Here is a 26,608-nt window from a genome sequence, read left to right on the forward strand (position 1 = left end):
CGGGGGAGTGTCTCAAGCGATTTCGGCCGGTCCGGCGAAGCAGGCGGTACTCGAAGCCGGTCAGGCTGTCGATCGGGAAAGGCGCGTCAGCAGCCGGGCGATGCAACCGTGCAGGATGAAGACCAGAAGCGTCAGCGGCCAGAGCAGGCAAGCCAGGAGCCCGGCGAGACGATGGAGCGTCAAGCCGTCATGGTTGGCCCAGCCTTCCAACAGCGTGACCGCCATGGCAGCCACGGCCACAAGGCCGTAGAGCAGGAAGATTGTGGCTTCAAACAACAGTGTTTCCCCAATGCATGCACTATTAACCCTAACAGAAAATTCCTAACGGATATATTCCCCCAATTGCGGTACGCCGCGAATTGGGCAGGATAGTGCCCAAGACTTGATGAATCGCAGACGGCGCACCACATTTTGCGCAAACGGAACCGCCCCTCGGCGAAAGGAGCACCCCATGTCCGAAACTGCGACCACCGCCAAGATCCACAAGACCGACGCCGAATGGAAAGAGCAGCTCACCCCCGAGCAGTACCGCATCACGCGCCAGCACGGCACCGAACGCGCCTTCACCGGCCCCTACTGGGATTCCTTCGAGACGGGGCTTTACCGCTGCGTCGGCTGCAACGCGCCGCTTTTCCGCTCCGACACGAAATTCGATGCCGGCTGCGGCTGGCCGAGCTATTTCGAAGCGGTGTCGCCCGAAGCGGTGATCGAGCATCGCGACACGAGCCACGGCATGGTGCGCACCGAAATCCGCTGCGGCAGCTGCGACGCCCATCTCGGCCACGTCTTTCCGGACGGCCCACCGCCGACCGGCCTGCGCTACTGCATCAACGGCCACTCCATGGTGTTCGAGCCCAGGAAATAAGCGACCGGCCCGTAATCGAAGCGGCTCATCCGATGCAATGGGTCGAGACGAGCCCCTCATCCGCCTGCCGGCACCTTCTCCCCGTAAACGGGGCGAAGGAGGATAGTCGCAACCTCTCCGCTCCTCACTCACCTCTCGTAGGGCACGTCCCCTCGCCCCGTTTACGGGGAGAGGGTTAGGGTGAGGGGCATTCATCAACACTAAAAGACGCCTGCGCAGCTCGACCATAAGGCCGGCGAGCCGATCACTCGTGCTCGGCGGGACAGGGCCAGGTTGTCGGTGCCGAGAGGCCGGCCGGCAGCTTGGTCGAGGCATCGCCGCAGGCAAGGTCGATCTGCGCCTGTTCGAGCCCGGTTGCGGCCGAGAGGTCGAGGCCTTCGATGCGGGTCAGGAACATGAAGGCGCGGTCGAACATCGGCGTTGTTTCGAAGGTGGCCTTGGAGAGATCGGCACGGGAGAGATTGGCGAAAGAGAATTTCGCCGCCGTCAGCACCGCCTTGTCGAAATCGGCGCGGCCGAGCTCGGCCTTTTCGAAGCTTGCGCCGGCAAGCCGGGCACCGGCAAAATTGGCGCGCTGCAGCTCGGCGCCGGCAAAGGACGCGCCTTCGGCGATGACGTTGGCGAAGCTGGAGCGATAGGCCTCGATCTTGGCGAAGTTGGCGCCTTCAGCGTGGGCGCCCTCGAGCGAGGCGCGCACCAGCGTCGCCTTCTCGAGATTGGCGGATTTGAAATTGGCGCCAGCGAGATCGGTCAGCGAGAAATCGGTGCCGACGAGATTGGCACCTTCGAGATCACTGCCCTGCAACATCAGGTTCTTCTTGGTGCAATCCTGCCAGTCGAGCTTCGGCGAGGCCATGCTGCCGCAATCGGCGGCCCGGGTGACAACCGGCGGAAATGCCAGAAGGACGAGGGCAAGGAGACCGAGCGACGATCCGTGCATTGCCATTGAACAGTTCACCCCCATGACGCTTATGTGACGCTTTCAGGCCGCCTTTCGCGAAGCAGCCTTCCATTTTCTTACACAGCTCACACTACAATAAAAAGATGGCGCGCGCCGTTCACAATGGATTGCTGTCCGGCTTTTCCATGCAGGTGGCATACAACGTGCCGGGCAGGTGGATCAATCCGCCGTGCCTGGCAGGCGAAGCTCCATGCAGGTGAGGTCCAGCCAGCGGCCGAACTTGGTGCCGACCTCGGAGAATCTGCCGGCGATGCGGAAGCCGAGCTTTTCGTGCAGCCTGATCGAGGCGGTGTTCTCCGCCTCGATGCCGGCAATCATCACATGGATATTGCCGGCCGCAGCACGCGCGATCAGTTCCCGCATCAGGCGCTCGCCGATGCCTGCACCCCGGCAATCCTTGTCGACATAGACGGAATGCTCGACCGTGTGGCGGTAGCCGTCGAAAGGCCGCCAGTCGCCATAGGAGGCATAGCCTGCGACCTTGCCCGATATTTCGGCGGCGATGACGGGAAAGCCGCGCGCCTTGCGTGCCCTGAACCATTCCAGCCGGTTTTCAAGATCGACCAGCGTATCGTTCCAGATCGCCGTCGTGTGCTCGACGGCGTGATTATAGATATCGCGAATGGCGGAAAGATCAGCTTCGGTGGCGTCGCGGAGGAGGACAGCGTCTGTCATGGTGCTCGGGTTCATATTGTTGCGAAGGCGGGCATACGCCCCGCCTGCAAAGATGTAAACGGCGCATGCGCACTAGGAACGGCTTCGGGCACATCAGTCGTTCAGAGGCCCGTCGCCGACAGGCTGAAACAGGTGAAGACGGCCGAATAATGCACGGCCGCGGCGGTGACGACGAAGCCGTGCCAGATGGCGTTCTGGAAGCGCAGCTTCTCCCAGACATGGAAGATGACGCCGAGCGAATAGATGATGCCGCCGATGACGATCAGCAGCATCGAGGCGGCGGGAATGCGCGAGGCGACGGGCTCGGCCACGAGCACGCCGCTCCAGCCCATGGCGAGATAAAGCAGGATGGCAAGACGGTCGAAACGCCCGGGGAAGGCGCATTTCAGGACAATGCCGACGGCGGCAAACAGCCAGATCGCGACCAGCATGAACAAGAGCAGCGGATCGTCGGCGCCACGTTCGAGGAAGGGCGTATAGGTGGCAGCGATCAAGAGGAAGATCGCCGAATGATCGAAGCGGCGCAGATACCACTTCGTGCGCGAGACCGGCCAGGCGTTGTAGGAAAAGGAAATGGCAAGCGTCAGCACCAGCCCGACGCCATAGATCCAGGCGGCGGCGAGCGCGCCATAGGAACTCCAGACCGTGGCGTAGAAGATCAGCACGGTGGCCCCGATCAGCGCCAGCACGAGACCGACGCCATGGACGATACCGTCGGCGATCAATTCGTATCTATCATAAGCCCAGCGAATGCCGTTGAACTCGCCCATGCACGCCAATCCGTTTCATACCCGATTGCAATCGTCGCATCGAACGGACGGGCGCGCAACTGCGGCAAAGCGCACGGGCAGTAAATCTTCGTGACAGGCAGCAGGGTGAAAAGTCAAACCTTCTGACGGTCAACCAGCACCGAGCATTTGGCATGGCGCACGACCCTATCGGCGGTGGCGCCGATGAAGTAGTTGGAAAAGTCGGGAACGTGCGAGGCGACGATAATCAGGTCGGCGCGGTGGCTTTCGGCGGCGGAGATGATCGCTTTGGCAGGCGGGCCGTTGCCGATCTCGATAGTTGCCGCAACACCGGCTGCCGCGAGCAGTGCTTGCAGCTGCTCGCGGCTGTCCTTCATGACGTCCTCGACCATATTGGCCGGCAACTCGATCGCGACATAACTCGGTACATCTTCGATGACGTTGAGCGCGATGATCTCACCGCCGTCATCGAGCAAGGACGCGGCCTTGCGGAGGATCTTTTCTCCCTTTTCGATGCCGCCGAGGGCGATCGCTACGATGATCTTCCTGTACATGGCTTCCCTCCATGACTGCGATGCATAAGCTTCCTCTAAAGAAGATATGAACGCATTGATCGCAATCAAGTGGGCGCAAGTCATCGTCAACATCTGCTCAACGCTTCATCCTCAAAAACGGGTCTTCTGTAAACAATCGGAATGCGCCATATAGGGCTCAAGTACGGCAACCGAGGGGAGATCAGAGGCGAATGAACCGGCGAAACTTCCTCGGGCTTGCCACGGGCGGCATGTTTGCCGCCACCGCCGGTACGCCTTCTATCCTACGGGCCAATTCAGAGGCAGGAGAACAAGCCATGACGACCGAAACTTCCTATGCGCTGACGCGGCCCGCCTATATCGACCAGTCGCATCTGGTCGTGACCGACCTCGGTCCGGTTTCCGGCTTCTACCAATCGATGCTCGGCCTGAAGGTAATCGAGAAGACGACGAGCGGCGAAGTGCTGGGTGTCGGCGACCTGCCTTTGCTGACGCTGACGACCGCAAAAGATGCGACCATCGCGCCGCGCAATGCCGCCGGCCTTTTCCACACCGCCTTCCTGATGCCGGACCGGACGGAGCTCGCACGCTGGCTGCGCCATGCGGCACAGAACAACGTCGCGCTCGACGGCGCCTCGGATCATCTCGTCAGCGAAGCGATCTATCTTTCCGACCCCGAAGGCAACGGCATCGAGATCTATGCCGACCGGCCGTACGAACAATGGAAATTCCATGAGGACGGCATGGTGGAGATGGCGACGCTGCGTCTCGACCTGCAGGCGCTCTACAACAGCGCGCCTGATGAGCGCTGGGACGGCATGGCTGTGGGAACGGCGATCGGCCACCTGCATCTGCAGGTCGGCGACATCCCGCAGGCCGACGCCTTCTACCGCGACGTCCTCGGCCTCAAGCTGATGGCGCGCTATCCGGGCGCGAGCTTCTTTGCGAGCGGCGGCTACCACCACCATCTCGGCGCCAATATCTGGAACAGCCGAGGCGCCACGGCACGCGCCGGCAACATGACCGGGCTTTCGGACTACAAGGTCCGTTTCAACGACAAGGCGACGCTGGATGCGGCGGTCTCCAAGCTCGACGCACTGGAGATCAAGAGCGAGAAGCGCGACGGCGGCGTGTTCCTCAGGGATCCCTGGGGTATTGGCCTGACGCTTTCGGCGTAACTCCTGCAACAACGGATCAGCCCTATCGGTTGAAGGAATAAGGGCGGAAGTCGGCCTGGTTCGGTTGCACGCCGGACGGCAATGGGCGCCAATGCCGTGCGCCTTCACGTGCACCGCGCCACATTGTCACACCCTTGAGGAACCGGAACCGCATCGGCGCGTTTCCGTGAGGAAGCAATGGGGCTTCGGGGACCTCACCGCATGGGCATCGCCAATGGCATCCGCAAACAAGCAAAGAAGATCGCCATCGGCGAACGCCAAACCAGCGCCTGGGCACAGTCGCTGAAGGAGGCTGCGGAAGAACTGCCGCCGCCGCCGCTGCACCGTCTGGAAAAGGACGGGCTCGACGTCAGCATGGCCTGGGCGATCATCGGCATCTTCGGCATTCTCTTCCTTGCCGCAGTCTATTTCATGTCGCTGATCCTCATCCCGATCACGCTTGCCGTCGTCGTCGGCATGATCCTCGGCATGGCGGCGGAAAAGCTCAGCAGGATGGGGGTGCCGCGGCTTGCCAATGCCTTCATCCTGTCAAGCAGCGTGGCGCTGGTGATCTTCCTGTTGATCAACTCGCTCGCCGACCCGCTGATGACGCTTGCCAATGAGGGCCCGGCCTTCGCCGAGCGAACCATAAACCGCGTCATGCCCTATCTGGAGCGCATCAAATGGCTGCACATCACGCCGGCGACATTCGAAAGCGGGTCGATGTCAATCGGTGCGCTGCTCGAGAACACCGGCAACGTGCTGCATGTGGTGACCACCAGCCTGACGCCGGCGCTGGTGCAGGGATTGATCTTCTTTGCGGCGCTGCTGTTCTTCCTCGCCGGTCGGGTCAACCTGCGCAAGACGATCATCATGACCTTCCGAACCCGCACGCAGCGTCTGGCGGCAATTCGTGTCATCAATGCCGTCGAGCAGGTTCTCGGCTTTTATTTCGCCACGGCCTCGCTGATCTATGTCGGGCTCGGCGTCGTCATGACCGTCATCGCCTATGCCGGCGGGCTGTCGGCCCCGGTGCTCTGGGGCTTCTTCGCGTTCGTGTCGAGCTTCATCCCCTATCTCGGCATCACGTTGATGACGCTTGCCGTCGCGGTCGCCGGCATCCTGACCCATGATGGCCTCCTTATCGGCCTGATGCCGGCCGCAGCCTTCTTCACCGTGCATCTGCTCATGGAGAACTTGATCTTCCCCGCAGTGATGGGACGGCGGCTGGAAATCAATCCCTTCGTCGTTTTCCTCGCCATCCTGTTCTGGACATGGATGTGGGGCGCCGTCGGCGCCATGCTGGCGCTGCCGCTCTCGCTGATCGTCATGACTGTCATCGACGAACTGCTGATCGAGGAAAAGCCGCAGCCGCAGTTGCCGAAATGATCAACCGGGGGGACGTCAGTGGCATCTGATCTCGATCTTGCCGAATCCGATCACGACCAGATGGTGAGCGGCCGTTCTCTCTGGGGGAAGAGCGGCATACGACCGGAATGGCGGCCGACCGAGCAGAGCTTTTCCACCGACGTCGCCGTGATCGGCGGCGGCATCACCGGTGCCTTGGTTGCCGAACATTTGACGGCACGCGGTTTTTCGGTGGCGATCATCGACCGGGAGGAGCCCGGTTTCGGCAGCACCGCGGCGAGCACGGCGATGCTGCAATGGGAAATCGACAGCACGCTGACCGAACTCGAGGATTATTATGGTTTCGAGCGTGCGGCCGGCATCTACCGCCGCAGTGGTGCCGCAGTCGCCGGCCTTTCCAAGCTGATCGCCGCAAACGAGATCGCCTGCGGCTTCCGGTCGCGCAATACGCTCTATCTGGCCGACGGCCGCGAAGGCGCGCGCGACCTCCTGGAGGAGCGCCAGCTTCGCCGCCGGGCCGGCCTGCCCGGCGTCTATCTCGAACATCCCGATCTCTTCACACAATTCGAGCTCGACCGGGATGGCGCCATCTATTCGCCGGGTTCGGCGGAGTGCGATCCGCTGCTTCTGACCTGGGCCCTGATCGAGATGGCGGTGCGGCGCGACGCTCGATTGGTCAACGCTTCCGTGACCGCGCTTCACAGCGAAGGCGATCACGTCACGGCAGAGACCGATGGAGGCCACGTCATCGAGGCGCGGCGTGTCGTGCTGGCGACCGGCTATTCGATGCCGGGTCTCGACATGCCGAAGCTGCACCGCTCGAGTTCGAGCTGGGCGCTCGCCACCGTGCCGCAGGATCCGGCAAATTTCTGGCGCGACAGGGCGCTGATCTGGGAGGACAGCCACCCCTATCTCTACATGCGCACGACGGCGGACAATCGCCTCGTCGCCGGCGGTGAGGATGACGATACCACGGACGCGGAGCTGCGAGATCGGAAGCTGCCGGCCAAGACCATGGCAATCCAGCAGAAAATGAAGCGGCTGTGGCCGAAAGCGGATACGCGGGTGGAACACGCCTGGTGCGGCACTTTCGGCGAAACGGTCGACGGTCTGCCGCTGATCGGCCCGGTGCCGGAGACGCCGCATGTGTTCGCAGCCTATGGCTACGGCGGCAACGGCATTACCTTTTCCTACCTCGCCGCGCAGATGATCGGCGCCATGCTCGCCGGCATGCAACGGGATTGGTTCGAGGATTTCGCGCTCGACAGGGATGGGCCGGGTTTGGCGCGTCACTCAGGAATCTATCGACGCGAGATGGCAAGCCAAAGCCACTGAAACTTCAGACGTCTAGCTGGCCTGCTCTTTTGCACTCATTCGCAACTCTTTAACGTGCTTGGCCACTTCACGAACATTCGGGATGCCGATGAAGGCAAATTTTTTGACACTATCCCCCTCTTCCTCCCGGCGAAAAGTCAGGGTTCCCGAGTAGTCCCATTTTTCTTTGACCTCCAAAACGTTGATGGCTGTCGGCGCTATCGTCGTCGCTCGTCGCCTGATCAGATTTCGAACGATGAGAAGCCTGCGATCGGTGGCGGCGTAAGCAGTTCGACGCGTGGCGATCATATCGAAAAACACGCTTGCAACGAATGCGACACCGACGAGCGGGAAGGCTCCCAGCAAAATGATGCCCCAAATTCCGTCCGGCTTTTCGATAGCAGGTCCGTTAGCAATCCTCGATAATAACTCGCAACTGAAGATCACCCAAATCACGCCGAAAATAAAATCAGGGCGCCTAAAAATGAAAGTTTCCCAAGCACTTGGCTGCCCTGTCCAGACAACAATTTCGGAGGGATGAAGCTCATTTTGAATTTCGCCTTCGACATTCCAAATCGCACGAGGCATGCGCTCCCCTGGGTTCCCGCAACCGAACAAACAAAAACAGCATTATTCGTTTTCCGGGGGTAAACAAGCAAGAGATTCGGACGCTCTATTCGGTCGTCTTGTCGTCACCGGTGTCCTCGACATCCTCGAGGCGGACCAACTCCGTGCCCTTGGCCTTGAGATCGACCAGCGCCTTGGCCACGCCCTCGCCGGCCGCATGGGTCGGCTGGTTGATGTGGGAGATGACGACGTCGCCGTCCCTGGCCGAGGCGATGCGTTTTTCGGTGATCACAGCCCCGAGCAGCGAACCGCCGTCGCCGTTCACCGAATAACCGGCGATGCGATAGCCCATGGCGCGGATCTCGCCGATGGCGGAAAGATCATATTTGGCGGTCGAACCGCGGAACCAGTGCGGCGCCGGGATGCCGGCCGCGACCATGGCGGCAGCGCCGCCTTCGACCTCCTGCCGCACCGCCTGCGGCGAGCCGGCGGACGCGATGCCATAGATCAGCGTCGGCGCATCGACGGCCGGAATATGGTTCTGGCCATGATTTTCGAGTTCGAAGAGGTCGGGGTTTTGCAGGAACACGGCAAGTGCTGCGGGATTGCGCTTCAGCCAGCGGGCGGTGACGAAGATCGTTGCCGGGATGCGTTCACGCACCAAGGTCGAAAGGATGCGCTCGTCCGCCTGCCCCATGCAGGCATCGAAGGTCAGCGCAATGCGGGCATGGCCGGCGATATTGGAGCGGGCGATATGCAGATGCGGCTCGACGAGCTTTGGCGCCGGCGCCTTCGGGGCCGGACTGACCACGGCCGGAGCGGGCAGCACTGACGGGATTTCGTCTGCGAATGCAGCGGAGATGCTGACGAGAAGGAACGCCGAAGCGAGCAGGATGCGGTTCATATAATGGGTTTCTATGATTCGAGCTGCGGATTCTAGCGGCGGCTCTCCCCCGGCGCCACGCGGCCGGATGTCACCGCAGCCGCTTGGACGGACAGGGCAGCATCAATCATAGAGATAATACTTGTTCCACTTCTCGCGCGGCACCTTCTCGCCGATCTCGTAATTGAGCTCGCGCACGTTGATATGCTGCGGGCCGGTGATGCAATTGTAGGAGAGATGGTACCAGTCGCCTTTGCTGCGGAAGACGGCACCCGGCGCGTCCAGCGAATTGTCGCCGGGGATCGGGTCCTTGAAGGTATAGGCGATCACCTTGTCGGGCTTGAAGCCGGTGCTGTCCTTGTTGATGCGGCTCATCGCCTCGGTGTCGCAGCTCTGTTCCAGGCGGGTCGAGGGATCGAGTTTTTCCAGCTGCTTCTTGATGGCGGGGTCGACGGCAAAGGCGGGAGCTGCAAGGCTTGCGAGGGATAGAAACAGGATCAGACGTTTCGGCATTGCGGAGAGAATCCCTTACTGTTCTGCAATTTTCACCCTACCGCCGACAGCTTGCCGGGAGCTTGGCACGTGCAAATTCACTGAGATAGCGGACTTTCTTAAATATTGTGGTGACATCAAGGCAAGGTGGGCCGGGCGTCCTCCTTGTCTGTGGAAGGGCACCTGTACCCTTGCCGCACCCTTACCGCTTGATCCGGCGGCGGCGCGCCTCTATCTCTTGCCAACCCGACATTCCGACCCGGAGCCATTCCTTGTCCGTTTTCAAGAGCCTGCCGACACCGCCTGCCGCACCGAAGAAGCCGATATCCGATACGCGCCACGGCATCACCCGCACGGACGACTATGCCTGGCTGCGCGCCGACAACTGGCAGGCGATGTTCAAGGATCCGACGATTCTCGACCCTGAGATCCGCCGCCATCTCGAAGCCGAAAACACCTATATGAACGCGGCGATGGAGGACACCAAGCCCCTGCAGAAGGTGCTGTTTGCCGAAATGCGCGGCCGCATCAAGGAAGACGACAGTTCGGTGCCGATGAAGGACGGCGCCTATGCCTACGGCACCTTCTATGTGACAGGCGGCGAACAGCCGCGTTATTTCCGCATCGCCCGCGATGGCAATGTCGCCGACGAAACGATCCGCACCGTGCTGCTCGACGGCGACAAGGAGGCGGCTGGCAAAGCCTATTTCCGCCTCGCCGGCCTCGACCATACCAGCGACCATAGCCGCGGCATCTGGGGCTATGACGACAAGGGCTCGGAATTCTTCACGCTGCAGGTGCGCGACCTCCAGACCGGGCAAGACCTTGCCGACCGGATCGAAAATACCGGCGGCGGCGGCGTCTGGGCGCCTGACGGCAAAAGCTTCTTCTATTCGGCGCTCGACGAGAACCACCGGCCGTCGAAGGTGTTCCACCATATTCTCGGCCAGCCGCAGTCGGAAGACCGGCTGGTCTATGAGGAAGCGGATGCCGGCTTCTTCATGGGCGTCGGCGGCTCGCTGCTCGACGATTTCATCTATATCGACATTCACGACCACGAGACCAGCGAATACCGGCTGCTGTCGACCAAGGACCTGACGGCCGAGCCGAAGCTGGTGGCGGCGCGCGAGGAAGGCATCGAATATTCGCTGACCGAGGGTGGCGACGTCTTCTACATCCTCACCAATGACGGCGGCGCCAAGGATTTCAAGATCATGGAAGCGCCGGTCGACAATCCGGTGAAGGAAAACTGGCGCGAAGTGGTCGCCCACAAGCCCGGTACGCTTGTTATCAGCCACATGGCCTATGCCCGCCATCTTCTTTGGCTGGAACGCAAGGACGGGCTGCCGCAGATCATGATCCGCGATCGGGCGACCGGCGAGGAACATGCGATCGCCTTTGCCGAGGAAGCCTATTCGCTGGGACTGCAGGGTGCGGCGGAATACGACACGGATATCATCCGCTTCTCCTATTCCTCGATGACGACGCCGTCGCAGCTCTATGACTACAACATGGTGACGCGCGAGCGCACGCTGTTGAAGACGCAGGAAGTGCCGTCCGGCCACAATCCCGACGACTACATCACGCGCCGCGTCTTTGCCCCGGCATGGGATGGCGAGAAGGTGCCGGTCACCCTGCTCTATCGCAAGGATACCCCACTCGACGGCAGCGCGCCCTGCCTGCTCTACGGCTATGGCGCCTACGGCATCACCATTCCGGCCGGCTTCAACACCAATTGCCTGTCGCTCGCCGACCGCGGCTTCGTCTATGCGATTGCCCATATCCGCGGCGGCAAGGACAAGGGTTTTTCCTGGTACGAAGACGGCAAGATGGACAAGAAGACGAACACCTTCAAGGACTTCGTCGCAGCGGCCGACTATCTGAATCAACAGAAGTTCACGTCTTACGCGAAGATCATCGCCGAGGGCGGATCGGCCGGCGGCATGCTGATGGGTGCGGTTGCCAACATGGCGCCGGAGAAGTTCGCCGGCCTCATCGCCGCCGTTCCCTTCGTCGACGTGCTCAACACCATGCTCGACGACACTTTGCCGCTCACCCCGCCGGAATGGCCGGAATGGGGCAACCCGATCGACAGCAAGGAAGAATACGAGCAGATCGCCTCCTACTCGCCCTACGACAATGTCGACGCAAAAGCCTACCCGCCCATCCTGGCGCTCGGCGGCCTGACCGACCCGCGCGTCACCTATTGGGAGCCGGCCAAATGGGTAGCGAAGCTGCGCGACAAGACGACGGGCAACGCGCCGATCCTGCTCAAGACCAACATGGACGCCGGGCACGGCGGCGCCTCCGGCCGTTTCCAGCGGCTGGAAGAGATCGCCTTTGAATATGCGTTTGCGATCAAGGTTGCTGGCAAGATGTAAAGCTCGGAGGAGCCGATGACGGTCTTTGTTGCATTGCTTCGCGCCGTCAATGTCGGCGGCGCCGGCTCTTTGCCGATGGCCGACCTGAAAGCAATCTGCGAAGGCCTGGGCTTTTCCGACGTGAAGACCTACATCCAGAGCGGCAACGTGCTTTTCCGCGCGGATGAAGCGGAAAAGGCGGTGGAGGAGCGGCTCGATGAGGCAATCGGCAAGAAGCTGGGCAAGAGGCCGGGCGTGATGGTGCGCAGCCGCAAGGAACTCGACGGCATCGTCGACGACGCACCCTTTCCCGACGCCAAGCCGAACTTCCTGCTCGTCTATTTCCTGCCCGAAAAGCCGCCCGGCGATTCGCTGGAAAAGATGGTGGCGCCCGACGGCGAGGAGGCGAAGCTCGCCGGCCGGGAAATCTATGTGCATTATCCCAATGGTTCCGGCCGCTCGAAGTTGAAGCTGCAGGCGCTGAAGCCAGGGACGTCGCGCAATCTCAACACCGTGCGCAAGCTCGCGGAAATGGCGGCGGCGCTGGAGGACGGGGACTGAGCGCCGGCTAAGCCCTCGGCATCTCCGCCACCGGCAGGAAGAGCATCTTCACGAAGGTGCGGAGCATCAGCACCTGTTCGGCCAGCGTGTTCGGCTCCTTCAGCGTCTTCGACAGAACAATGCCGCCTTCCAGGACGGAGGACACCATGTCGGCGAGTTGGTCGACGTCGACGGGTTCGCGCGGCGGATAGACCTCCATGATCTCGCGCAGCATGCGGCCGAAACGGCGGCGCCAGGCAAGCACCGCATTCCGGTTGGTCTCCTGTATCTCCCGGTCGAACAGCCGCTCGTAATAGCAGACGGTTGCGACGAGGCAGCCGGGATGGCCGTTCGGCAGGTCGGAGAGCAATTCGGAAAGCAATTTCAGGCCGAGCAGGAAGGATTGCAGCGGATCGCCGGTCAGCTCGCGCGCGCGGCTGAAGATCTCATCGTAGATGCGCTCGTCATTTTCGATGTAGCGGTTGAGCAGCGCCTTGGCGAGCTCGTTCTTGTCCCTGAAATGATAGAAGAAGCCGCTCTTGGTGATGCCGGTCTCGGCGATCAGCTCCTCGATGGAGGTGCCCCCGAAGCCCTTCTGCAAGACGGCCGCTTCGGCCACATCGAGGATGCGGGTCCGCGTTTCCTCGCCCTTTCGCATGTCCCCTCCTGTACCGCCGGTACAGTTTTCAGTGTTGCACGATCAGACCTGCCTCCGCCCCGGGCAGGATCGGTTGAAGCAAGCGATTGATATCAATCGACAAAAGCCAAAACCGCCTGGAGTATACCTGAAGTCGCCTAGTTTGACAGCCGATTAAGCGCCAGAACATCATTCATCGACGGCAGCCAATCGGGTGTCGCGAGGGAGAGGCTTCAACAATGGCTAAGTACAGAAACGGTTTGCCGCAGATCAAAGGCGGCACCTTCATTACCGACGGCGGCATGGAAACGACGATGATCTTCCAGGAAGGGATCGAGCTTCCGCATTTCGCCGCCTTCATATTGCTGGCTTCCGAAGACGGGCGGCAGCGCATGCGGAATTACTATCGCCGTTATCTCGATGTCGCACGGCGGCACGGCACGGGCTTCGTGCTCGACACCGCCACATGGCGGGCCAATCCGGACTGGGGGCAGAAGCTCGGCTATACGAGCGAAGCCCTGAAGGCGGTCAACGAGGAAGCCGTCGACCTGCTCATCGGCTTGCGCAGCGCCTATGAGCGGCCGGAGCAGCCGATCGTCATCAGCGGCGCCATCGGCCCGCGCGGCGACGGCTACAAGGCAGGCGTCATGGATGCGGCCGAAGCGGAAGACTACCACGCCTTCCAGATCGGGGCTTTTGCCGGCACGGAGGCGGATATGGTCAGCGCCTTCACGCTCACCAATATCGACGAGGCGATCGGCGTGGCGCGGGCGGCACAGGCGCTCGGCATGCCCTCGGCCATCTCCTTCACGCTGGAGACGGATGGCCGGCTGGTGACGGGCCGCAGCCTTCAGGACGCGATCGAGACGACCGATGCGGCGACCGGCGGGGCACCGGCCTATTACATGATCAACTGCGCCCACCCGACGCATTTCGAAACAGCGCTCGATCACGGAAGCGCCTGGGTGAAGCGCATTTCCGGCATCCGCGCCAATGCCTCGACCATGAGCCATGAGCAGCTCGACAATAGCGAGACGCTGGATGCGGGCGATCCGGAAGATCTCGGCCGCCGCTACCGCAAGCTCATCGACCGCATGCCTGCGCTCAGCGTGCTTGGCGGCTGCTGCGGCACCGACCACCGCCATGTCGCAGCGATCTGCGAGGCATGCCTGCCGCAAGCGGCGTGACGACCTGTGAGGGAGGAGAGAATGACGATTGGGGGCACGATGATGCGTCAGCGCCGCTGGCACGACCTGTGGCTTGTGATCACGGGACGGCAGAGGCGCGGCGAGCCCGAGGCGGCCGTGGAGGTGGCGCTGCGGGATAGTGATCTCGCCTTCGGGGGCTTGCCCGGCCCGATGACCTACGGGCTCGAGGCGGACCGGCGCGAGGGCCGGCCCTTGCGACGCAGGCAGCCGCGGGAGCCGGTCGGCTTCTGACGAAAGGAAAGGCGGCGTCAGCCTTTGGCGACGGCGCCTTTCCTCTGTTTGGCCTTATAGCCGGTGATCTCCTCGCCGGCGGTCGGCGAGAAGCGCAGGTTCCAGAAGGTGGCGGTGATCGAGATGATGGTAACGACGATGAAGGCCGCCGAGAAATCGCCAAGGGCCGGCGTCTCAGTGCCTGACAAGGCCATGGAGCCGTGCAGCGCGAGCGCCCCGATGCAGATGCCGAGCGACAGCATCAGCTGCTGGAAGGTGGTGTAGAAGCTGGTGGCCGAGCTCATCCGCTCCTTGCTGATCTCGTCATAGGCAATGGTGTTATAGGCCGTGAACTGGAACGACAGGAAGAAGGCGCTGAGCACCAGGACGATAAAGACCAGCGGCATCGGCCAGTCCGGCCGGAAGGCGGCACAGAGGCCATAGCCGATCGTACCGAGGATGCCGTTGAGGATGAGGCTTCGCCGGAAGCCCAGCCGGCGGAAGACAAACTTCGCCATCGGCTTCATGGCGAGAGCGCCAAGAGCGGTGGCGATGATGATCTGGCCGGCCGCAGCCGCAGACAGGCCGAAGCCGATCTGGAAGAGCAGCGGCAGCAGAAAGGGCTGCGCCCCTTGCGTGATGCGGGTCAGCGAACCGGCAATGACCGACGTGCCGAAGCTCGGCACCTTCATCAGCGAAAAGTCCATGATCGGCGACGGGTGCTTGCGGGCATGTCTGAGATAGGCGATGCCGAAGAGCAGGCCGATGGCGATCAGGAAAATCGAAAACGCGCCCTCGCCCTCATGGCTCGACATTTCGAAGCCGAAGAGCAGCGAGCCGAGCGAGATGCCCGAGAGGATGAAGCCGATCGTATCGAAGGGACCGCTTGCCTTGCCCTTTACCTCGTCGATGTAGATCGAGACGAAGATCATGCCGATGATGCCGATCGGCACATTGATATAAAAGATCCAGCGCCAGTCGAGATAGGTGACGATGAAGCCGCCGAGCGGCGGGCCGACGATCGGGCCGATCAGCGCCGGCACGAGCAGCCAGGACATGGCACTGACCATGTCCTTGCGGTCAACGCTGCGCATCAGCACCAGGCGCCCGACCGGCATCATCATCGCGCCGCCGATGCCCTGCAGCAGCCGCGCCAGAACCAGGAAGGACAGCGTCGGCGCCAGCGCGCAGAGGATGGAGCCGACGACGAAGACGGCGATTGCAGAGCGGAAAACGGTGCGGGAGCCGAAACTGTCGGCCATCCTGCCGCTTGCCGGAATGAAGATCGCAAGGCTCAGGAGATAGGAGGTCAGGGCGATCGACATGGCCGGGGCGCCGACGCCGAAATCGCGCGCCATGGTGGGCAGCGCGGTCGCAAGCACGGTCGCGTCGATGTTTTCCATCAGCATCGCACTCGCGACAATCATCGCGATCACCCGGAAATTGGGCGCGGCGCGCCGAACCATCGGCGCCTGGTAAATCTGATCCGACATCGTCCGGGATCACTCGCGGTGGCGCGGCGGAGCACACAAGGCAGCAAGGCCGCGGGGGATGACATGGCGCAAAGCCAAGGGGAGACGATTTGCTATACGCCCGCGATCATGGCGGCGCTATGTCGTTTATGGCAAAGCTGCTTTGACGAGAGGTAAAGGCAGATCACGATTCCTTGCATGGGTCTGATCTTCGTGAAGGTCTTCATCGCCCGGCTTGCGCGGCATGCATCCTAGCCCTACCTATGAACCATGACCTCCGCCCTGCAGAAAAACCGGCCCGGTGCGGCCTTTCCGTTCGACAACAGCTATGTCGGCTTGCCGCCGCACTTCTTTGCGGCGCAAGCGCCGACTGCGGTGGCGGAGCCTTGGCTGATCAAGCTCAACGAGGCGCTCGCCGCCGAACTCGGGCTCGACGTCGCGGCCTTGCGCCGCGATGGCGCTGCGATCTTTTCCGGCAATCTCGTTCCAGAAGGAGCTGAACCGCTGGCGATGGCCTATGCGGGACATCAGTTCGGCGGCTTCTCGCCGCAGCTCGGCGACGGGCGGGCAATCCTGCTCGGCGAGGTCGTCGACCGCAGCGGCAAGCGCTACGACATCCAGCTGAAGGGCGCCGGGCCGACACCGTTTTCGCGTCGTGGCGACGGGCGGGCGGCAGTCGGACCGGTCTTACGCGAATACATCATCAGCGAGGCGATGTTTGCGCTCGGCATTCCGGCCACACGGGCGCTGGCGGCGGTGACGACAGGCGAGCCGGTCTATCGCGAAGAGGTGCTGCCGGGCGCGGTCTTCACCCGCGTCGCGGCAAGTCATGTCAGGGTGGGCACGTTCCAGTATTTCGCAGCCCGGGGCGACACCGACGGCGTGCGGGCTCTGGCCGATTATGTGATCGACCGGCACTATCCGGCATTGAAAGAGGTCGAGAACCCCTATCTCGCGTTTTTCGATGCGGTCTGCGAGCGCCAGGCAGCGCTGATTGCCCGCTGGCTTCATGTCGGTTTCATTCATGGCGTGATGAACACGGATAATATGACCGTCTCCGGCGAGACGATCGATTTCGGCCCCTGCGCCTTCATGGATGCCTATGATCCGGCAACCGTCTTTTCATCGATCGATCAGCATGGCCGTTACGCCTATGCCAACCAGCCCGGCATCGGCCAATGGAACCTCGCAAGGCTCGGCGAAACGCTGCTGCCGCTGATCGACGCCGAGCCCGACAGCGCCGTCGACAAGGCGAATGTGGTGATCAAGAGTTACGGCGAACGGTTCCAGGCGCATTGGCTGGCCGGCATGCGCGAAAAGATCGGCGTTGCCGGCGAAGAGGACGGCGATCTCGACCTGGTGCAGGCGCTGCTGTCGCTGATGCAGGCGCAGGGCGCCGATTTCACCCTGGCCTTCCGGCAGCTGTCGGATCTTGCCGGCGATGACGCCGCAGGGCCTGAATTTGCGGCGAGCTTCCGCGAGCCGGAAGCCTGCGGCGCATGGCTCACGCAGTGGCGCGAGCGGCTGTCACGCGATCCACAGACGGCCAGTGAGCGCGCCATTGCCATGCGCAACGTCAATCCGGCCTTCATTCCGCGCAATCACCGCGTCGAACAGGCGATCGAGGCCGCGGTGGAGAATGGCGATTTCTCGCTGTTCGAAGCGCTGCTGAGCGTGCTTTCGAAACCCTATGAGGACCAGCCGGGCTTTGTCGCCTATAGGGAACCGCCGAAGCCCGACGAACGGGTGCTTGCGACCTTCTGCGGAACGTGACAGGCGATCTTGCCCGTTTCGGTGGAGCACTTGTGCCACTGCGATCCGCTTCCAACCTGCCCGACGCCCGGTTCGGTGCATCCGCACCCTGCGGCAATTGTGGCCGTTGAAAGGCATCTCCTTCGCGCTATCTGCCTGATCGGCGGGACTTTTCCGCCGATCCTTCAGCCCGGCTAACCTCAGCGGGAGACAGCCTTATGGCGATCATCGTCACCTCCATATTCTTCATCATCATCGGGCTCACACTCGGCGGTGGCGGGCTCTGGCTCGTCACGCTCGGCGGCAGCGTCTTCTATCTGTTCGCCGGGCTGATGTTCCTGATTACCGCCGGGCTGCTGCTGATGCGCAAGGCGGTGGCGCTCTGGGTCTATGCGGTGCTCGTCGTCGCAGCACTCGCCTGGGCGATCTGGGAGGTCGGCTTCGACTGGTGGCAGCTCGGCCCGCGCGGCGGCATGATCATCCTGCTCGGGCTCTGGCTGCTGACGCCATGGATCCGCCGGCCGCTCGGCCTGCGCAGTCCGACGGGCATCACCTACGCCGCAAACCCCTGGCCGCTCGCCGTGCCTGTCATTCTTGCCATCCTCGTCGCCCTTTATTCGATGACGACTGACCCGCATGATCTCGCCGGCGAACTGCCTAAGGATACGGTCGCCGCCAATCCCGCCTTCGGCGGCAGCGTACCGGATGGCGAATGGCATCAATACGGCCGCACGCCCTTCGGCCAGCGATATTCGCCACTTGACCAGATCACCGCCGAAAACGTCTCCACCCTCAAGGAAGCGTGGCGATACCAGACCGGTGACGTCAAGCGGCCGGACGATGTCGGCGAGACGACCTATCAGGTGACGCCGCTCAAGGTGAAGGACACGCTCTATCTCTGCACGCCGCATAACTGGGCGGTCGCGCTCGACGCCAAGACCGGCAAGGAGAAATGGAAATACGACGCCAACTCCGGCATGAACCCCGACCGGCAGCATCAGACCTGCCGGGGCGTCACCTATTATGCCGATCCTGCCGTTGCCGCCGGCCAACCCTGCGCCGAGCGCGTCTACCTGCCAACCTCCGACGCCCGGCTGATTGCGCTCGATGCCGCGGACGGGAAAGTCTGCACCAGCTTTGCCGACCAGGGCGTGCTGCATTTGGAAACCGGCATGCGGTTCAACCCGGCCGGCTATTATTATTCCACTTCGCCGCCGGTCGCGGTGGCGGGCAAGATCATCGTCGGCGGGGCGGTGAACGACAATTATTCGACTGAGGAACAATCCGGCGTCATCCGCGCCTTCGACATCAATACCGGTGCGCTGGTTTGGAACTGGGATTCCGGCAATCCCGACGTGACGACGCCGATCACCGAGGGCCAGACCTATACGACCAACTCGCCGAACAGCTGGTCGGTCTTCAGCGTCGACGAGGCGCTCGGCATGGTCTATATCCCGCTCGGCAACCAGGTGCCCGACCAGCTCGGCATTAACCGCAGCGACAATGTCGAGAAATTCTCGTCTTCAATCGTCGCGCTCGATATCGCCACCGGCCAGTTGCGCTGGGTACGCCAGACGGTGCATCACGATCTCTGGGACATGGACGTGCCGGCCCAACCGGCGCTGATCGATCTGACGAAGCAGGACGGCACCGTTGTTCCGGCCTTGGTCGGTCCGACCAAGCAGGGCGATATCTATGTGCTCGACCGGCGCAGCGGCGAGCCGATCATCCCGCTCAAGGAAATACCAGCGCCAGGCGGCGCGGTCTCGGGCGATCATACCTCGCCGACACAGCCGATCTCGGACCTCACCTTCTCGCCCGAGCCTCTCCAGGAAAAGGACATGTGGGGCGTGTCGCTGTTCGATCAGATGGCCTGCCGCATCGACTTCCACCGCTACCACTATGAGGGCCGCTATACCCCGCCTTCGCTTAAAGGGACGATCGTCTATCCCGGCAATTTCGGCACCTTCAACTGGGGCTCGGTGGCGGTGGATCCGGAGCGGCAGATCATGTTCGGCATGCCGACCTATCTCGCCTTCACCTCGCGCCTGGTGCCGGCGGCCGATATTCCGCCGAGAGGCCAGGACGAGAAGGGCAGCGAACAGGGGCTGAACCGCAATGACGGCGCGCCCTATGGCGTCTTCATGGGTCCCTTCCTCGGGCTGCTCCAAATCCCCTGCCAGGCGCCGCCATGGGGTTATGTCGCCGGCGTCGACCTGCGCACCGGCAAGATCGCCTATATGCACAAGAACGGCACCGTCCGCGACATGACGCCATTGCCCCTGCCCTTCAAGGTGGGCGTGCCCGGCATCGGCGGGCCGATGCTGACAAAGGGCGGCGTCGCCTTCCTGGGGGCCGCGGTCGACAATTACCTGCGCGCCTATGACGTGACAAATGGCCGGGAGCTCTGGCAGGCGCGGCTTCCCGCCGGCGGCCAAGCGACGCCGATGACCTATACAGCCGATGATAACAAGCAATATGTCGTCATGGTCGCCGGCGGCCACGGCTCGGTCGGCACCAAGCCCGGCGATTATGTGATCGCCTATACGTTGCCGTGACGCGAAGCTTCCCGCAAGCTCTGCGCAGGTTTACCGCTTCATTCTCTCCCCTGTTTTCGGGGAGAGTTTTTATGGAAATCTCTAGCAATATTCGCAACTATTACGGCATCAGTGGCCTTTTCGATCAGTCGGCCAAATCCAGGAATCAGCAGACGGCGGATTTCACCAAAACGGCTTCCAATGCCGCGCCCGGTCTCGAACCCAGCAGTACGCCGCCTTCGATCGCCAATACGATCTGGGCTCTTCAAAGCAGCGAAGGCCCTTATATCAACCCGCCTTCCGACGAAGAAGCGGCGGCCAGTGCTGCGCATGACGCCCTGGTCGACGAATTCTCCAAATGGGGCAACATGACGCCGGCGGAATATATCCGCGCCCGCTATCTCGATCAGCACGATCTGACCGAGGCCGATCTGGCCGCCATGCCGGCCGACCAGCGCGCCGCAATCGAGAAGGAAATCGACGACCAGATCAAGCGCGAGATGGCCGGCATCGAGGATGACGGCACCGAGACGACAGACGATATCACCGCCGCCTGAGCCACAGGCAGATCTAATCCAACATGCGGCGGGAACCCTCTCCGCCGCATCTTCGTGATTCACACCATCTCGACGATCATGCGGCCGACTTCGGCAAAGACCGGGTTGAGCTCCTTCGCCGGCACGGTCGCCTCGCTGATATAAACTGCTGCGACGATCGGACCGCGATCCGGTGGCCAGATCACTGCGATATCGCCGAGAGAGCCATTCGGCCCGGTGCCGGTCTTGTCGCCGACCTTCCAATCCGCCGGCAGGCCGGCCCGCAGCCGTTCCTTGCCGGTCGTGCTTGCCACCAGCCAGGCGATCAGCCTGTCGCAGGAGGCTTCAGTGAGGACCGAGCCGAGCGTCAGATTGCCGAGCGTGTCGAGCATCGCATCCGGGGTCGTCGTGTCGCGCGGATCGCCCTTCCGGCCCTCGTTCAGCGTCGGTTCGGTACGGTCGAGACGGGTCGTGCCGTCGCCGATCGAGCGCAGCCAGTCGGTCAGGCCCGCGGGCCCGCCAAAACTTTCGAGCAGCAGATTGCCGGCGGTGTTGTCGCTGACGGTCACCGCCGCCTCGCAGAGTTCGGCGACAGTCATGCCATCGGTTCCGGCATGTTTTTCGCTGATCGGCGAATAATCGACGAGCTTATCCTTGCCGTAGCTCACCCGCCGATCGAGGTTCTCCTCGCCCTTGTCGGCCCGGGCAAGCACGAAAGCAGCGGCCAGCGCCTTGAAGGTGCTGCACATCGGAAAGGCCTCGCTGCCGCGATAGCCGAAGGAGATGCTCGTATCGGTGTCGAGCACCGAGACGCCGAGGCGGCCGCCGGTGCGTTTTTCCAATGCGGCAAGGCGGTGTTCGATATTGTCGTCGCCCTCGCCGGCACTCTCCTTGGCCCCCTCCTCGGCATTGGCGGGAAGCGTCAGCACGGGCAGGCACAATGCCGAGCCTATCAGCATGCGGCGGGTCAGACTGAGATCCATAAAATCCTCCGGCGAATCAGGAGGACAGAGCTAAGCAGCGATTGCGGCGGCATCTCGTCCCCGCGGCGACCTTTGTCGTCCGCCGAGCGATGTCAATCGTCCGTCGAGCGATCTTGTCGTCCGCCGAGCGTCTCCGCCCGCGCCGATCATGCGGCGCGCGTGACCTCGACCGTCACATGCGACAATTCCTCCAGCGCCGAGAGCCTGCCCTTGTAGAACGCCGGATCGCGCGGCTGTGAGGTGAGGACGGCGACGATCGCGGCATGATGGCCGGGGCCGACCTGCCAGACATGCAGATCGGTGATCCGGTCGTCCTCCGTCTCGATGGCGCCGCGGATTTCAGCCGGCAGCGTCTCGCCTTCGGGGACGACGTCGAGAAGGACGCCGCCCGAGGATTTCATCAGGCTCCAGGACCAATTGGCAATGACCAGCCCGCCGACGATGCCCATCAGGGGATCGAGCCAGCGCCAGCCATAGAGGCTGCCGAGCGTCAGCGCCGCGATGGCGAGCACCGAGGTCAGGGCATCGGCGAGGACATGCAGATAGGCGGCGCGGATATTGTTGTCGCCGGTCTTTTGGTGATGGGCATGATCGCCATGTCCGTGATGATGGTGGCCGTGGTGGGCATGATCACCATGCCCATGGTGATGGTGCGCATGGCCGCCGCCGGCCAGCAGCCAGGCGCTCACCAGATTGACGGCAAGGCCGATCACCGCCACGGCGATTGCCTGGGCAAAGCCGATCGGCACGGGATTGGAAAGGCGCAGCAGGCTCTCCCAGGCCATCAGCAGGGCGATCAGCGCAAGGACGATGGCGCTGGCGAAGCCGGCGAGATCGCCGAGCTTGCCGGTGCCGAAGGTGAAACGCGGATTGCGCGCCTGCCGGCGGGCGAAGAGATAGGCGAGTGCGGAAATCAGCAGTGCGCTGGCATGGGTCGACATGTGCCAGCCATCGGCGACGAGCGCCATCGAGCCGTAGACGGTGCCGGCGGCGATTTCCGCCACCATCATCACCGCCGTCAGCGCAATCACCAGCCAGATGCGCCGCTCGTTGCGCGCATGATCAGTGCCGAGGAAGACGTGATCGTGTTCCATGGCATCAATTCCAGCTTTGTCGATTCCGGCACTCATGACAGGCTCCTTCGTCGCTTTAACTCTTTGTTTTTACGCAATTCTCGGCAAAACCACTTCGCGCTTTGCCTGGGAAAACCGCTTCACACTTTTCCTGGAATTGCTCTAGCGCATATAGGTTCTCAAGACTTCCGATATTTCCTCGACCGCCTCTGCCCTGGCCGCATCGTCGGCGGCATTCAGCACATGCTCGCGCAGGTGATCGTCCAGCACCTCGCCGGTCAGCCCGGTCAGGGCGCCGCGGATCGAGGCGAGCAGTTGCAGAATCTCGCCACAGGGGCGCTCGGCCTCGAGCGCGCGCTCGACCGCCTCCATCTGCCCCTTCAGCCGGCTGATGCGGGCGACGAGCTTCTTTTTCTGCAGGGTGGTGTGGGACATGATGGGCTCTCATATAACATAGGGGGGTATACTATCAAGAGTGAAGCCGGGGCTCAATGCCGGTGATGGGCTCCGATCCGCCATTGACAAAGCCCGCGTTTCCGACGATCTATGATCCATGATCAAGAACGCGCACCAGAGCCGCTCGTATTTTTGGCTGTACCTGTAAAGGGCGGCCGGACAAGATCATATTGTCAACAAGCCGCCGTCAGGCGGCTTTGTTGTATCGGCAGCGTCCTGACGGCAGACTATCAAAGGACGCGAAGACCATGACCGAAATCGAAGACAGCGAAATTTCACTGATGCGCCCATCGGTGGTGACGATCCGCGCCGCCAAGCCGCGCGACCTGCCCGAACTCGGCGAGATGATCGCCCTGCTTGCCGCCCATCACGGCGATGCGGCTGCCACAACGCCGGAGCAGCTGGAACGCGACCTCTTCGGGCCCCTGCCCTGGATCAATGCGCTCGTCGCCGAGACCGGCGGAGAGCTGATCGGCTACGCCATTCTCGTGCCGCTCTACAGGGCGCAGGAGGGCAAGCGCGGCATGGACCTGCACCACCTCTTCGTGCGTGATGGCCATCGCGGCCACGGCACCGGCCAATTGCTCGTCGACCGGGCGCGCGAGACCGCCCGCAATGCCGGCTGCGGCTACCTCTCCGTCAGCGCCGCCACCGGAAACGTGCTGGCGCACCGCTTCTACGAACAGCTGGATTTCACCCCGCGTCCGGTGACCGGCATGCGCTACATGCAGTCGATCGGTTAGGGTGGCCGGCTCGAAGGTTCGGCTTTCGCAAGAGCTGAAGCTCGACGCATCAAAACGGCTGCACAGGTTTGCGCGACATGCTTTATCGAATTGCATAAGGAGCTTTCATGCCTGATTTCAAACTCCATTGTTTCGCTCTCTCGGGGAACTGTTACAAGGTCGCGCTGTTCTTTGCGCTTGCCGGCATCGAGTGGGAAAGCATTTTCGTTGATTATCTGGGCGGCGAAACGCGAACCGAACAATGGCGAAAAACCATAAACGAACAGGGCGAGGCGCCTGTGCTCGAACATGGGCAAACGAAGATCAGCCAATCGGGGATCATCCTGGACTACTTGTCAGAGATGACAGGCCACTTTGGGGCGCAGACAGCCGAAGAACGGCGTGACATCATGCGTTGGATTCTTTTCGACAACCATAAATTCACGAGCTACTACGCGACGCTGAGGTTCATGTATGGCCTCCAGAAGAGCGGCGAGACGCCCGTCGTCGAGTTTTTGAGACTGAGGGCCAAAGCTGCCTATGCCATTGTTGACGAACATCTGGCGCACCGGGCCTTCATGGTCGGCGACCGGCTGACAATCGCAGACCTCTCTCTGGCGGGCTACGTCTTCATGCCGGAGGAAACCGGGATAGATCACAGCGCCTTCCCGGCTATCGCAGCCTGGAAGGATCGTATCAGCAAGATGCCCGGCTGGCGCCATCCCTATGATCTGATGCCAGGTCCCACCTCCCTCTAAACAGGCGTGGGACCTTGCGAAGGTGCCAAGCACAACCGCACTCTTAAGCGCGTCGCATCAAACTTGATTCATGCGACGCGCTTTGGATCTTTTTACGCATGTCGTTGCTTTAGCGTCCCGGCACCGCCTTCAGATAGGCGGCGATCGCCTCGCGGTCGGAGGCCGGCAGATGGGCGATGTTCTGCTGCACATCAACCATCGAGCCGCCGACGGAATCGAAATCGGGGGTAAAGCCGGTTTCGAGGTAACTGGCGATATCGGCCTCGCTCCAGCCGCCGATGCTCTCGGAGGCCGGGGTGACATCGGGTATGCGGCCCTTCCCTTCCGGATTGGGCGCGCCGGCAAGCCACTGATTCGCCTTGAAGCCGCCGAGCGCATCACGCGGCGTATGGCATTCGCCGCAATGGCCGGGGCCTTCGACGAGATATTGCCCGCGCTTGATCTTGTCGTCGCTCTTTGCCAGGGCGACGCGCGGCTGGTCGTTGAGATAGAGGAATTTCCAGCCGCCGAGCGCCAGCCGGATGTTGAAGGGGAACGGCAGTTCATGCGGCGGCGCGACGTTTGCGCTCTTCGGCAGGGTTTTCAGGAAGCCATAGAGATCGTTGACGTCCTTGTCGCTCATGCGGGAATAAGAGCCATAGGGAAAAGACGGATAGAGATGCTGCCCGCCCGGGCCGACGCCGCGCTTCATCGCATTGCCGAACTCGGCAAGCGTCCAGGTGCCGATGCCGGCTTTTTCATCGGGTGATATGTTCGGCACGTGGAAGGTGCCGAAAGGGCTGTTCAGTGCCAGGCCGCCTGCAAGTGTCAGCTTGGCATCGCCTTCGGACCCGGGCGCGGCATGACAGCTGACACAGCCGCCCGCCCAGAAGACCGCCTGGCCGTTTGCCGGATCCGGTGCGCCGAGACCCGCCCAATGGCTTTCCGGCAGCGGATCGGGTGCGGTGACGAGATAGAAGGCGCCTCCGCCGAGGACGGCGACGCCGATCAGACAGAGCAGTACCCGGATGAACCTGCGGACCATGCGCCGCCTCCCCTGTTGTCAATATTTCCTTGCAGATCGATCATTCGACCGGTCCGCGCAGGCGGAGAATAAGGCGATCCGCGCCGGCGACAAGGCCGGCGCGGATCCAGTACTATCTTTGCTTTGCGAAATCCCGGACGCAAAACCGCTGCACACTTTTGCTGGAATTGCTCCAGACGAAAACGGCCTATCGCTCACTTGCCGAGGCGATAGGCCTTGTGACAGCCGGCGCAATTGGCCCCGAGCGTGTTCATCGTGGCGCCGATGGCCGCAGGATCGGCCGGAAGCTGAGCCAGCGCGGTTTCGGCATCAGCGGAGAGCTTGGCGGCGCGGGCCTTGAAGTCGTCCATGTTTTCCCAGATCTTCGGGCTCGCTGCCTCGTCGCCTGTCTCCGTGCCCGGCTTGAACTGGTCGGGGAAAACCTTGGCCGTTGCGGCGATCGTCGTCAGCGCCGCCTTCACCGCTTCGGCGTCATAGGGCTTGGTGCCCTTGGCGATGGCTGCCAAGGCCCCGGCCGAACCGCCGATCTGCTTCATCAGCGCAACGCGCGAATCATGGGTGCCGTCGGCGGCGGTCACCGAACCGAAGGCCATGCCGGCCATGACTACGGCCGCAGCTGCTGCTTTCCAATTCATATTGCTCTCCCTTTTTCCTCGGCCAAGCTGGCCGATGGCCAATCTGCACCGGCAGCATGACAAAATCCATGCTTCCGGGCAGTCACGTTTTGCCGGATCATCATAAAAACAATGTGATAGGCCGTTCTCTGCTTTTATGCA

Annotated in this window: 28 protein-coding genes; 13 read left to right on the plus strand and 15 right to left on the minus strand. The window is 62.3% G+C overall.

Annotated elements, in window-relative coordinates; genetic code table 11:
* Nucleotides 1-60 precede the first annotated feature (60 nt).
* The gene (locus OLZ32_RS19755) at nt 61-276 is read right to left on the minus strand and encodes a hypothetical protein (protein ID WP_017990812.1); all 216 of its coding nucleotides are present in this window, start codon (nt 274-276) and stop codon (nt 61-63) included.
* A 175-nt stretch (nt 277-451) separates the two neighbouring features.
* Between OLZ32_RS19755 and msrB the strand changes: the two genes are divergently transcribed.
* The gene (msrB, locus tag OLZ32_RS19760; RefSeq protein WP_264422182.1) at nt 452-865 is read left to right on the plus strand and encodes a peptide-methionine (R)-S-oxide reductase MsrB; all 414 of its coding nucleotides are present in this window, start codon (nt 452-454) and stop codon (nt 863-865) included.
* Between the two features lie 244 nt (nt 866-1,109).
* Here the strand turns inward: msrB and OLZ32_RS19765 are convergent, their stop codons facing one another.
* From OLZ32_RS19765 to OLZ32_RS19780, 4 genes are all read right to left on the minus strand, one after another.
* Nucleotides 1,110-1,811, minus strand: a complete 702-nt coding sequence (locus OLZ32_RS19765) for a pentapeptide repeat-containing protein (protein ID WP_264422184.1) — start codon at nt 1,809-1,811, stop codon at nt 1,110-1,112.
* A gap of 174 nt (nt 1,812-1,985) precedes the next feature.
* Nucleotides 1,986-2,501 (minus strand): GNAT family N-acetyltransferase, encoded by a 516-nt coding sequence (locus OLZ32_RS19770; protein WP_264397430.1) that lies wholly within the window; start codon nt 2,499-2,501, stop codon nt 1,986-1,988.
* A gap of 101 nt (nt 2,502-2,602) precedes the next feature.
* Complete coding sequence (trhA, locus tag OLZ32_RS19775; protein ID WP_026160162.1) at nt 2,603-3,271, minus strand: PAQR family membrane homeostasis protein TrhA; 669 nt, start codon at nt 3,269-3,271, stop codon at nt 2,603-2,605.
* 113 nt (nt 3,272-3,384) lie between these two features.
* Nucleotides 3,385-3,804 (minus strand): universal stress protein, encoded by a 420-nt coding sequence (locus OLZ32_RS19780; RefSeq protein WP_264422186.1) that lies wholly within the window; start codon nt 3,802-3,804, stop codon nt 3,385-3,387.
* Between the two features lie 191 nt (nt 3,805-3,995).
* Between OLZ32_RS19780 and OLZ32_RS19785 the strand changes: the two genes are divergently transcribed.
* The 3 genes from OLZ32_RS19785 (at nt 3,996) to OLZ32_RS19795 (ending at nt 7,643) form a co-directional block, all read left to right on the plus strand.
* Entirely contained in the window at nt 3,996-4,961 is a 966-nt protein-coding gene (locus tag OLZ32_RS19785) for a VOC family protein (RefSeq protein WP_406648636.1), read from the plus strand.
* A gap of 201 nt (nt 4,962-5,162) precedes the next feature.
* Nucleotides 5,163-6,329 (plus strand): AI-2E family transporter, encoded by a 1,167-nt coding sequence (locus OLZ32_RS19790; RefSeq protein ID WP_032987459.1) that lies wholly within the window; start codon nt 5,163-5,165, stop codon nt 6,327-6,329.
* 18 nt (nt 6,330-6,347) lie between these two features.
* Entirely contained in the window at nt 6,348-7,643 is a 1,296-nt protein-coding gene (locus tag OLZ32_RS19795) for an NAD(P)/FAD-dependent oxidoreductase (protein WP_264422189.1), read from the plus strand.
* Nucleotides 7,644-7,655: 12 nt separating this feature from the next.
* Here the strand turns inward: OLZ32_RS19795 and OLZ32_RS19800 are convergent, their stop codons facing one another.
* From OLZ32_RS19800 to OLZ32_RS19810, 3 genes are all read right to left on the minus strand, one after another.
* Entirely contained in the window at nt 7,656-8,210 is a 555-nt protein-coding gene (locus OLZ32_RS19800; protein ID WP_003546594.1) for a YdbT family protein, read from the minus strand.
* 85 nt (nt 8,211-8,295) lie between these two features.
* Entirely contained in the window at nt 8,296-9,093 is a 798-nt protein-coding gene (locus OLZ32_RS19805; protein ID WP_264422192.1) for a polysaccharide deacetylase family protein, read from the minus strand.
* Nucleotides 9,094-9,195: 102 nt separating this feature from the next.
* Nucleotides 9,196-9,585, minus strand: coding sequence for a DUF930 domain-containing protein (locus OLZ32_RS19810; RefSeq protein ID WP_264397424.1), 390 nt, complete (start codon nt 9,583-9,585; stop codon nt 9,196-9,198).
* A gap of 251 nt (nt 9,586-9,836) precedes the next feature.
* Here OLZ32_RS19810 and OLZ32_RS19815 point away from each other — a divergent pair, with 251 nt between their 5' ends.
* Together OLZ32_RS19815 and OLZ32_RS19820 are read left to right on the plus strand one after the other, a co-directional pair.
* The gene (locus OLZ32_RS19815; RefSeq protein WP_264397423.1) at nt 9,837-11,945 is read left to right on the plus strand and encodes a S9 family peptidase; all 2,109 of its coding nucleotides are present in this window, start codon (nt 9,837-9,839) and stop codon (nt 11,943-11,945) included.
* Nucleotides 11,946-11,960: 15 nt separating this feature from the next.
* On the plus strand, nt 11,961-12,485 hold the full coding sequence (locus OLZ32_RS19820; RefSeq protein WP_264422194.1) for a DUF1697 domain-containing protein: 525 nt from the start codon (nt 11,961-11,963) through the stop codon (nt 12,483-12,485).
* A 7-nt stretch (nt 12,486-12,492) separates the two neighbouring features.
* Here the strand turns inward: OLZ32_RS19820 and OLZ32_RS19825 are convergent, their stop codons facing one another.
* Nucleotides 12,493-13,122 (minus strand): TetR/AcrR family transcriptional regulator, encoded by a 630-nt coding sequence (locus OLZ32_RS19825; RefSeq protein ID WP_003546585.1) that lies wholly within the window; start codon nt 13,120-13,122, stop codon nt 12,493-12,495.
* Nucleotides 13,123-13,340: 218 nt separating this feature from the next.
* Between OLZ32_RS19825 and OLZ32_RS19830 the strand changes: the two genes are divergently transcribed.
* On the plus strand, nt 13,341-14,288 hold the full coding sequence (locus tag OLZ32_RS19830; protein WP_264422196.1) for a homocysteine S-methyltransferase family protein: 948 nt from the start codon (nt 13,341-13,343) through the stop codon (nt 14,286-14,288).
* Between the two features lie 21 nt (nt 14,289-14,309).
* Nucleotides 14,310-14,540, plus strand: a complete 231-nt coding sequence (locus OLZ32_RS19835) for a hypothetical protein (protein ID WP_003546582.1) — start codon at nt 14,310-14,312, stop codon at nt 14,538-14,540.
* A 17-nt stretch (nt 14,541-14,557) separates the two neighbouring features.
* Here the strand turns inward: OLZ32_RS19835 and OLZ32_RS19840 are convergent, their stop codons facing one another.
* The gene (locus OLZ32_RS19840; protein WP_264422197.1) at nt 14,558-16,012 is read right to left on the minus strand and encodes an MFS transporter; all 1,455 of its coding nucleotides are present in this window, start codon (nt 16,010-16,012) and stop codon (nt 14,558-14,560) included.
* Between the two features lie 249 nt (nt 16,013-16,261).
* Between OLZ32_RS19840 and OLZ32_RS19845 the strand changes: the two genes are divergently transcribed.
* The 3 genes from OLZ32_RS19845 to OLZ32_RS19855 all read left to right on the plus strand — a co-directional run bounded on the left by OLZ32_RS19845 (nt 16,262) and on the right by OLZ32_RS19855 (nt 20,837).
* Nucleotides 16,262-17,764, plus strand: coding sequence for a protein adenylyltransferase SelO (locus OLZ32_RS19845; protein ID WP_264422199.1), 1,503 nt, complete (start codon nt 16,262-16,264; stop codon nt 17,762-17,764).
* Nucleotides 17,765-17,961: 197 nt separating this feature from the next.
* Complete coding sequence (locus OLZ32_RS19850) at nt 17,962-20,301, plus strand: glucose/quinate/shikimate family membrane-bound PQQ-dependent dehydrogenase (protein WP_264422201.1); 2,340 nt, start codon at nt 17,962-17,964, stop codon at nt 20,299-20,301.
* 71 nt (nt 20,302-20,372) lie between these two features.
* Nucleotides 20,373-20,837, plus strand: coding sequence for a hypothetical protein (locus tag OLZ32_RS19855; protein WP_264422203.1), 465 nt, complete (start codon nt 20,373-20,375; stop codon nt 20,835-20,837).
* Between the two features lie 59 nt (nt 20,838-20,896).
* On the opposite strand, the gene bla is transcribed toward OLZ32_RS19855, so the two are convergent.
* The 3 genes from bla to dmeR form a co-directional block, all read right to left on the minus strand.
* On the minus strand, nt 20,897-21,799 hold the full coding sequence (gene bla, locus OLZ32_RS19860) for a class A beta-lactamase (protein WP_264422205.1): 903 nt from the start codon (nt 21,797-21,799) through the stop codon (nt 20,897-20,899).
* A 146-nt stretch (nt 21,800-21,945) separates the two neighbouring features.
* A complete protein-coding gene (gene dmeF, locus OLZ32_RS19865) occupies nt 21,946-22,929 on the minus strand; it encodes a CDF family Co(II)/Ni(II) efflux transporter DmeF (RefSeq protein ID WP_017990797.1) in 984 nt (327 codons plus the stop codon).
* A gap of 105 nt (nt 22,930-23,034) precedes the next feature.
* Complete coding sequence (gene dmeR, locus OLZ32_RS19870) at nt 23,035-23,307, minus strand: Ni(II)/Co(II)-sensing transcriptional repressor DmeR (RefSeq protein WP_003546569.1); 273 nt, start codon at nt 23,305-23,307, stop codon at nt 23,035-23,037.
* 269 nt (nt 23,308-23,576) lie between these two features.
* Here dmeR and OLZ32_RS19875 point away from each other — a divergent pair, with 269 nt between their 5' ends.
* On the plus strand, nt 23,577-24,071 hold the full coding sequence (locus OLZ32_RS19875) for a GNAT family N-acetyltransferase (protein ID WP_003546566.1): 495 nt from the start codon (nt 23,577-23,579) through the stop codon (nt 24,069-24,071).
* A gap of 107 nt (nt 24,072-24,178) precedes the next feature.
* Nucleotides 24,179-24,808, plus strand: coding sequence for a glutathione S-transferase family protein (locus OLZ32_RS19880; protein WP_003546564.1), 630 nt, complete (start codon nt 24,179-24,181; stop codon nt 24,806-24,808).
* A gap of 109 nt (nt 24,809-24,917) precedes the next feature.
* Here the strand turns inward: OLZ32_RS19880 and OLZ32_RS19885 are convergent, their stop codons facing one another.
* Together OLZ32_RS19885 and OLZ32_RS19890 are read right to left on the minus strand one after the other, a co-directional pair.
* Nucleotides 24,918-25,832, minus strand: coding sequence for a cytochrome c (locus OLZ32_RS19885; protein WP_264422208.1), 915 nt, complete (start codon nt 25,830-25,832; stop codon nt 24,918-24,920).
* A gap of 194 nt (nt 25,833-26,026) precedes the next feature.
* The gene (locus OLZ32_RS19890) at nt 26,027-26,467 is read right to left on the minus strand and encodes a c-type cytochrome (RefSeq protein WP_011651058.1); all 441 of its coding nucleotides are present in this window, start codon (nt 26,465-26,467) and stop codon (nt 26,027-26,029) included.
* Nucleotides 26,468-26,608: the final 141 nt, after the last annotated feature.

This window comes from Rhizobium acaciae, assembly GCF_025941625.1.
In the GTDB taxonomy this organism is placed as follows: domain Bacteria; phylum Pseudomonadota; class Alphaproteobacteria; order Rhizobiales; family Rhizobiaceae; genus Rhizobium; species Rhizobium acaciae.